At 74.7% G+C, this 8,023-nt stretch carries 4 protein-coding genes; 3 read left to right on the forward strand and 1 reads right to left on the reverse strand.

Translation table 11 applies throughout. The features are described from left to right. Both cobT and cobA read left to right on the forward strand, forming a co-directional pair. Positions 1-2,084 (forward strand): nicotinate-nucleotide--dimethylbenzimidazole phosphoribosyltransferase (gene cobT / locus ABD308_RS17030; protein ID WP_344335175.1); only part of this gene is annotated, 2,084 nt, incomplete at its 5' end. Positions 2,085-2,185: 101 nt separating this feature from the next. Continuing rightward, positions 2,186-3,436, forward strand: coding sequence for a uroporphyrinogen-III C-methyltransferase (cobA, locus tag ABD308_RS17035; protein ID WP_344335177.1), 1,251 nt, complete (start codon positions 2,186-2,188; stop codon positions 3,434-3,436). Between the two features lie 146 nt (positions 3,437-3,582). Here the strand turns inward: cobA and ABD308_RS17040 are convergent, their stop codons facing one another. Further along, on the reverse strand, positions 3,583-6,354 hold the full coding sequence (locus ABD308_RS17040) for a SpoIIE family protein phosphatase (protein ID WP_344335180.1): 2,772 nt from the start codon (positions 6,352-6,354) through the stop codon (positions 3,583-3,585). Positions 6,355-6,452: 98 nt separating this feature from the next. Here ABD308_RS17040 and ABD308_RS17045 point away from each other — a divergent pair, with 98 nt between their 5' ends. After that, on the forward strand, positions 6,453-7,256 hold the full coding sequence (locus ABD308_RS17045) for a TrmH family RNA methyltransferase (protein ID WP_344335183.1): 804 nt from the start codon (positions 6,453-6,455) through the stop codon (positions 7,254-7,256). Positions 7,257-8,023: the final 767 nt, after the last annotated feature.

Here is an 8,023-nt window from a genome sequence, read left to right on the forward strand (position 1 = left end):
TCGCCGAGGCCGTTGCCGAGGCTGCCGAGCAGCCCGCCGTCGAGCAGCCCGTGGTGGAGCAGGCCGCCGCCGAAGCCCCGGTCGTCGAGCAGCCGGAGGCCGTCGAGGCCCAGCCCGAGGCCGACGCCGTCGTCGCCGCAGCCGACGCCGTGGTCCCGGCGGAGGCCACCGCCGAAGCCGCCACGGAACCGGCCGAACCCTCCGAGGTCGCCGAGGCCGCTGCGACCACGGAGCCCGCCGGGACCGCCGAGGAGGCCGCCCCCGCCGCCGAAGCCGCGCCCGAAGCCGTCACCGAGCCCGAAGCCGTCACCGAGCCCGCCGAGCCGCGCGGCCCGGCCGCCCCCGGCTTCGACGACGCCGGCCGCGAGGCGGTCCACCAGGTCATCCGCGAGCGCCGCGACGTCCGCAACGGCTTCCGCCCCGACCCGATCCCGCACGAGGTGCTGATCCGCGTCCTGGAGGCGGCCCACACCGCCCCCAGCGTCGGCTACTCGCAGCCCTGGGACTTCGTGGTCATCCGCTCCGCGAAGACCCGCCGCCGGATGCACGAACTGGCCGAGCGCCAGCGCGAGGCGTACGCGGACTCGCTCCCCAAGGGCCGCGCGAAGCAGTTCAAGGAAATCAAGATCGAGGCGATCCTTGAGACGCCCGTCAACATCGTGGTCACCGCCGACCGCACCCGCGGCGGCCGCCACACCCTGGGCCGGCACACCCAGCCGCAGATGGCCCCGTACTCGTCCGCCCTCGCGGTCGAGAACCTCTGGCTGGCCGCCCGCGCCGAAGGCCTCGGCGTCGGCTGGGTGAGCTTCTTCGACGAGGAGGAGCTGGTCCGCGAGCTCGGCCTGCCCGAGCACCTGGAGGTCGTCGCCTACCTGTGCGTCGGCTTCGTCGACGCCTTCCCGGAGGAGCCCGAGCTCCAGCAGCAGGGCTGGGCGAAGAAGCGCCCGCTGTCCTGGGTCGTCCACGAGGAGCAGTACGGCAACCGCGCCCTGCCGGGCGAGGATCCGCACAACGTGCTCTCGGAGACCCTGCGCGGAATCCGCCCGCTGGACGCCAAGGCGCTCGGCGAGGCCTGGGACCGCCAGAAGCGGATGACCAAGCCGGCCGGTTCGCTCGGCATGCTGGAGATCATCTCCGCCCAGCTGTGCGGCCTGTCGCGGAAGTGCCCGCCGCCGATCCCCGAGCCCGCCTGCGTCGCGGTCTTCGCCGGCGACCACGGCGTGCACGCCCAGGGCGTCACCCCCTGGCCGCAGGAGGTGACCGCCCAGATGGTCGGCAACTTCCTCGCCGGGGGAGCGGTGGTCAACGCCTTCGCCAAGCAGATCGGCACCGAGGTCTGCGTGGTCGACGTCGGCGTGGCCGCCGAGCTGCCGGACGCGATCCAGCAGGGTCGCACCACCGGTCTGCTGCCGCGCAAGGTCAAGCCCGGCACCGACGACATGACGCAGGGTCCGGCGATGACCCGCGAGGAGGCCCTCAAGGCCCTGGAGGTCGGCATCGAGACCGCCCGCGACCTCGTCGCGGCCGGCAACAAGGCGCTGATCACCGGCGACATGGGCATCGCCAACACCACCGCCTCCGCCGCCCTGATCTCGGTGTTCACCGGCCTGGACCCGGCCGAGGTCACCGGTCGCGGCACCGGCATCGACGACGAGACGCACGTCCGCAAGGTCGAGGTGGTCCGGGCCGCCCTGGCCCTGCACCAGCCCGACCCGGGCGACCCGATCGGCGTCCTCGCCGCCGTCGGCGGCCTGGAGCACGCGGCCCTCGCCGGTTTCCTGCTCGGTGCGGCCAGCCTGCGCACCCCGGTCATCCTGGACGGCGTGATCGCCGGTTCGGCGGCGCTCGTCGCCAAGGCGATCGCCCCCGAGGTGCTGGCCGCCTGCATCGCCGGCCACCGTTCGGCCGAGCCCGGCCACCAGGCCGCGCTCGCCAAGCTCGGCCTGCGCCCGCTGATCGACCTCGACCTGCGACTCGGCGAGGGCACCGGCGCCCTGCTGGCCCTGCCGCTGGTGCAGAGTGCGGCCCGCGCGATGCACGATGTAGCCACCTTCGACTCCGCCGGGGTCACCGAGAAGGCCTGACGCTCGTCCCAACCGCTCCGCGTACCGGCCCGAGGGCGCGCCGGTGCGCGGAGCGGCGCCGCGCCGACCCCCACACCCTCACCGATCCAGGAGCACCACCGATGACCGCGCCCACCCCCCACCCCAGCACCGAGGGCCGCACCCCGTACCCGGTCGGCCTGCTGCTGGCCGGCCGCCGCGTCGTGGTGGTCGGCGGCGGCCACGTCGCCGAGCGGCGGCTGCCCGCCCTGCTCGCCACCGGCGCCGAGGTGCACCTGATATCCCCGGCCACCACCCCGGCCGTCCAGGCGATGGCCGACGCCGGGGAGCTGACCTGGCACCGGCGGCCCTACCAGGAGGGCGACCTCGCCGACGCCTGGTACGCGCTGGTGGCCACCGACGACCCGGCGGTGAACGCCGCCGTCAGCGCCGAGGCGGAGCGCGGCCGGGTGTTCTGCGCCCGCAGCGACGACGCCTCCGCCGCCACCGCGTGGACGCCGGCCAGCGGCCGCGACGCGGGGGCGACCGTGGCCGTCCTCACCGGGGACCCGCGGCACTCGGCCGCGCTGCGCGACTCGATCGTCGAGGGGCTGCGCGACGGCTCGCTCGCGGCCCGCCAGTTCCGCGCGCACGGCGCGGGGGTGGCGCTGGTCGGCGGGGGCCCGGGCGACCCGGACCTGATCACGGTGCGCGGGCGGCGGCTGCTCGCGGACGCGGACGTGGTGGTGGCCGACCGGCTGGCGCCGCGCGAGCTGCTGGCGGAGCTGCCGGAGCACGTCGAGGTGATCGACGCGTCGAAGATCCCGTACGGGCGCTTCATGGCGCAGGAGGCGATCAACCGGACGCTGGTCGAGCACGCCAAGGCCGGCAAGTTCGTGGTGCGGCTCAAGGGCGGCGACCCGTACGTGTTCGGGCGCGGCGGCGAGGAGCTGCTGGCCTGCGCCGAGGCGGGGCTGCCGGTGACGGTGGTGCCGGGCATCTCCAGCTCGATCAGCGTGCCGGCGGCGGTCGGCGTGCCGGTCACGCACCGGGCGATGACCCATGAGTTCACGGTGGTCTCGGGGCACGTGGGGCCGGACGACGCGCGCTCGCTGACCAACTGGGGGGCGCTCGCCCGGATGACGGGCACCCTGGTGCTGCTGATGGCCGTCGACAAGATCGGCGCGATCGCGGCCCGGCTGATCGCGGAGGGGCGCGCGGCCGACACCCCGGTGGCCGTCGTCCAGGAGGGCACCACCGCCGCCCAGCGCCGCGTCGACGCCACCCTGGCCACCGTCGCCGCCACCGTCGAGGCCGAGGGCGTCAAGCCCCCGGCGGTGATCGTCATCGGCGACGTCGTCAACGTCCTCGCCGACGCCTTCCCCGACGCCTGACCCCGCCCTCTCCTCGCGGTTCTCCGCTCGGGGCACTTTGCAAAGTGCGACTTTGCAAAGTGCCCCGAGCGTTTTCCCAGCTCAGCGCCCCAACCACCGCCGCGCCCGAACTTTGCAAAGTGTGGCTTTGCAAAGTTTTCCGACGACTACTCCAGCGGCTGCTCCGTCCAGATCACCTTCCCGGTGGCGGTGTACCGCGTCCCCCACCGGTCCGCGAACTGGGCGACCAGGAACAGCCCGCGCCCGCCCTCGTCCTCGGTGGCCGCGTACCGCAGGTGCGGCGACGTACTGCTGCCGTCCGACACCTCGCAGATCAGCGCCCGGTCGAGCAGCAGCCGCACCTTGATCGGCCCCGTGCCGTACCGGATCGCGTTGGTCACCAGCTCGCTCAGGATCAGCTCGGTGACGAACGCCGCGTCCGCCAGCCCCCACCGCTCCAGCCGCTCCGCCACCGCCGCCCGCACCCGGGCGACCGCCGCCGGATCCGACGGCACCTCCCACTCCGCCACCTGGTCCGCCGACAGCCCCCTGGTCCGCGCCACCAACAGCGCGATGTCGTCCTGCGGCCGGGTCGGCAGCATCGCGCCCAGCACGTCCGCGCACGTCTGATCCGGCGTCCGCGGCGGCCCCGTCAACGCCGCCCGCAGCAGCTCCAGCCCCTCGTCGATGTCCCGCTCGCGGTCCTCCACCAGCCCGTCCGTGTAGAGCACCAGCCGACTGCCCTCCGCCACCTCCAGCTCCACCGTCTCGAACGGCAGCACCGCCAGCCCCAGCGGCGGCCCCGTCGGCAGCTCGGGGAACACCACCGACCCGTCGGGCCGCACCAGCGCCGGCGGCGGATGCCCCGCGCTGGCCACCGTGCACCGCCGCGCCACCGGGTCGTAGATCAGGTAGAGACAGGTCGCCCCCGTCACCGCCGCCGAAACCCCGGTCGCCGACTCCTCCAGGTCGATCCGGTTCACCAGCTCGTCCAGGTGCCCCAGCAGCTCGTCCGGCGGCAGGTCCAGCGTCGAGAAGTTGTGGATCGCGGTCCGCAGCCGCCCCATCGTCGCCGCCGCGTGCAGCCCGTGCCCCACCACGTCCCCCACCACCAGCGCCACCCGGGCCCCCGGCAGCGGGATCAGGTCGAACCAGTCCCCGCCCACCCCCGCCTGCGCCGGCAGGTACCGGTGCGCCACCTCCAGCGCGTTCTGCTCCGGCAGGCTGCGCGGCAGCAGACTGTGCTGCAGCGTCACCGCCATCGCGTGCTCCCGGGTGTACCGGCGCGCGTTGTCGACGCACACCGCCGCGTGCGCGACCAGCTCCTCCGCCAGCGCCAGGTCCTCCTCCTCGAACGGCTCCTCCCGCTCCGAACGCCAGAACCGGGCGATCCCCAGCAGCACCCCGCGCGCCTTCAGCGGCACCCGCACCAGCGAGTGCACCCCGTACGCCAGCACCCGCGCCGCCGCCTCCGGATCCTGCTCCCGCCACCCCGTGGCCTCCGCCAGCCGCGGCTCCACCCCCGGCAGCCCGCTGTTCAACGCCCCCGCCAGCGGCGTCGACGGCGCCACCTCCAGCACCGTGCCGACCGGGTAGAACGGCGCGTCGTCCCGCACCGCCGCCAGCGCCGCCCGCCGCATCCGCATCAGCGTCGGACCGGACGGCGGCTCGTCGCCCTCCAACACCTGGTCGGCCAGGTCGACCGTGACGACGTCGGCGAACCGGCCCACCGTGACCTGCGCCAGCTCCTCCGCCGTCCGCGTCACGTCCAGCGTGCTGCCGACCGTCACCCCGGCGTCGTACAGCAGCCGCAGCCGCCGCTGCGCCACCTCGGCCCGCCCGGTCAGCGCCAGCAGCTCCGTCGAGTCCCGCAGCGTCGCCACCGACCCCGGCGGTCCGCCGTCCCGGTCCGTCGGCCGCACGTTCACCGCCAGCAGCCGCTCACCGGCCAGCACCACCTCGTCGCTGACCGGCCGCCCGTCCGCCAGGATCTCCAGCGGCGCCGGCTCCAGGCCCAGCTCGGTCAGCGGACGGCCCTCGGCGTCCGGCGGCAGATCCAGCAGCCGGCGCGCCTCGTCGTTGCAGAGCAGCAGCCGGCCGTCCTCGCCGATGATCAGCACGCCCTCGCGCACGGAGTGCAGCACCGCCGCGTGGTGCTCGTACATGCGGGTCATCTCGGTCGGCCCCAGCCCCCGGGTCTGCCGCTTCAGCCGCCGGCTGATCAGCGCCGTCCCGCCGGTGGCCAGCGCGAGCCCGATCGCGGCCGCGCCCAGCACCACCGGCAGCTGGCGCTCGCTGGCACTGCTCACATTGGCGACCGTGATGCCCGCGGACACCATCCCGACCACCTGCCCGCTGGGCGCGTGCACCGGCACGATGACCTGCACCAGCGACCCGAGGGTGCCCTGGACCTGCTCGGTCACCACCTGCCCGTTCAGGGCGGGCTGGTAGTTGCCGATGACCTTGTGGCCGATCCGGCTCGGGTCGGGGTGGGTGAGCCGGATGCCGTCGGTGTTGAGCACCACGATGAAGTCCACGCCCGCGTTGATCCGCGCCGCCTGCGCCGAGGGCTGCAGGAGCGCGGTCGGGTCGGGGGATCGCAGCGCAGCGACGATCCCCGGCGAGTTGGCGTAGGTCTGCGCGACCGCCACCGAGCGGTTGGTGGCCTCCTGCCGGGCGTCGTTGCGGGACTGCACCACCAGCGCGATCACGGCCGCCACCACCAGCAGCAGCACCACCAGGACCTGCAGCGCGAAGACCTGTCCCGCTACCGACCGGACCCGGGCCGGTGCGGTCCGGGCCGTTCGTGATCGCTGGCGCCGACCGTGTGGGCGCCCACCGGGCGAGCCGGCGACGGGACCGGTGGATCGGGAGGCGGAGGTGGAACCGGCCGCACCAGGGTCCGACGGAGCCCAAGATCGGCCCGGAAATCGGGCCATACGTCATATTTGCACTCCACGCGGCGACGGGCCAAGGCCGACCACCCCGTCCATTGGGCCGGTTGGCCTTCCCCGGTCCGACTTGGCAAGATCGCAGGGTGTCCGAACCCAGCACCATCACCGACCCCGCCGACCCGCGCCTCGCCGACTACACCGGTCTGACCGACGTCGAACTCCGCCGCCGCCGCGAACCCGCCGAGGGCCTGTTCATCGCCGAGGGCGAGAAGGTCGTCCGCCGCGCCCTGGCGGCCGGCTACCGGATGCGGTCGATGCTGCTGACCCCCAAGTGGCTGGACGTGATGGCCGACGTCATCGCCGAGGTGGACGCCCCCGTCCACGTCGTCGAGCCCGCCCTGGCCGAGGCCGTCACCGGCTACCACGTCCACCGCGGCGCCCTCGCCTCGATGGAGCGGCAACCGCTGCCGGACGCCGCCGAGCTGCTGGCCGGCGCCCGCCGGGTGGCCGTCCTGGAGGGGCTGGTCGACCACACCAACCTGGGCGCGATCTTCCGCAGCGCCGCCGCGCTCGGCATGGACGCCGTCCTGCTCTCGCCCGACTGCGCGGACCCGCTGTACCGGCGCGCGGTGAAGGTGTCGATGGGCGCCGTCTTCGCCGTCCCGTACGCCCGGCTGGAACCCTGGCCCGCCGCCCTGGACACGGTGCGCGCCGCCGGCTTCAGCCTGCTCGCCCTCACCCCGGCCGAAACCGCCGCCGACCTGGCCACCCTCACCCCGCACCGCCTCCCCAAAGCGGCCCTCATGCTCGGCGCCGAAGGCGACGGCCTCACCCCCCAAGCCCTCGCCGCCGCCGACCACGCCGTCCGCATCCCCATGTCCCACGGCGTCGACTCCCTCAACGTCGGCGCCGCCGCAGCCGTAGCCTTCTACGCTGTCACCACCTGACCCACCCCACCGGAGTGGGAAGTCGGCCCCGTCGACTTCCCACTCCCGGAGCGCCTGTGTCGGCCGCTGGGCGCCGGACCCCGCGCAGTCATCGCGGCGCTCTCACCGATGCTGGCCCCCGGCGCGTGGAAAGTCGGGCCCGCCGACTTCCTGCTCCGGCCGTGGCGGGTGCCTTGCCGGCGCGCGGGGAGTGGGTCCCGTCGACTCTTCGTTGGCCATGTCGGCCACCGGCGCCCGGGAAGTCGGCCCGGTCGACTTCCCACTCCTGGAGCGCCTGCGTTGGCCGCAGGTCGCCGGATCCCGTTCAGTCATCGTGGCGCTTTCGCCGATGCTGGGCGCTGGTGCGTGGAAAGTCGGGCCCGCCGACTTCCTGTTCGGGGGGTGAGTCGGTCGGTTGCTGGTGCGCGGGAGGCCGGATCCGCCGACCGTCCGCCTCGGCGCGCCTGTGGCGTAGGAAGTCGGTTCCGTCGACTTCCTACTCCGCCGACGCGCGGGGAGTGGGCCCCGTCGACTCTTCGTTGGCCATGTCGGCCACCGGCGCCCGGGAAGTCGGCCCGGTCGACTTCCCACTCCCGGCGGGCCTGTGTTGGCCGCTGGGACGAGGGGCGCCTGGTCCCGTGCAGCCATATCGGGGCCTTCGCCGATGCCGCCCTCCGGCGCGTGGGACGTCGGATCCGCCGACCTTCCACTCCAGCGGGCGTGGGGTCGGGCCCGCCGGCTCCGCTGGTTCGGTCAGCCGGTGGGGGCGGTGGGGAGTGCGGGGGCGG

It is taken from the genome of Kitasatospora putterlickiae (assembly GCF_039527695.1).
Taxonomy (GTDB): Bacteria; Actinomycetota; Actinomycetes; order Streptomycetales; family Streptomycetaceae; genus Kitasatospora; species Kitasatospora putterlickiae.

Coding starts and splice junctions, on each gene's coding strand:
- cobA (WP_344335177.1), top strand. CDS start 2,186: ATGACCGCGCCCACCCCCCACCCCAGCACCGAGGGCCGCACCCCGTAC.
- ABD308_RS17040 (WP_344335180.1), bottom strand. CDS start 6,354: ATGGCCCGATTTCCGGGCCGATCTTGGGCTCCGTCGGACCCTGGTGCG.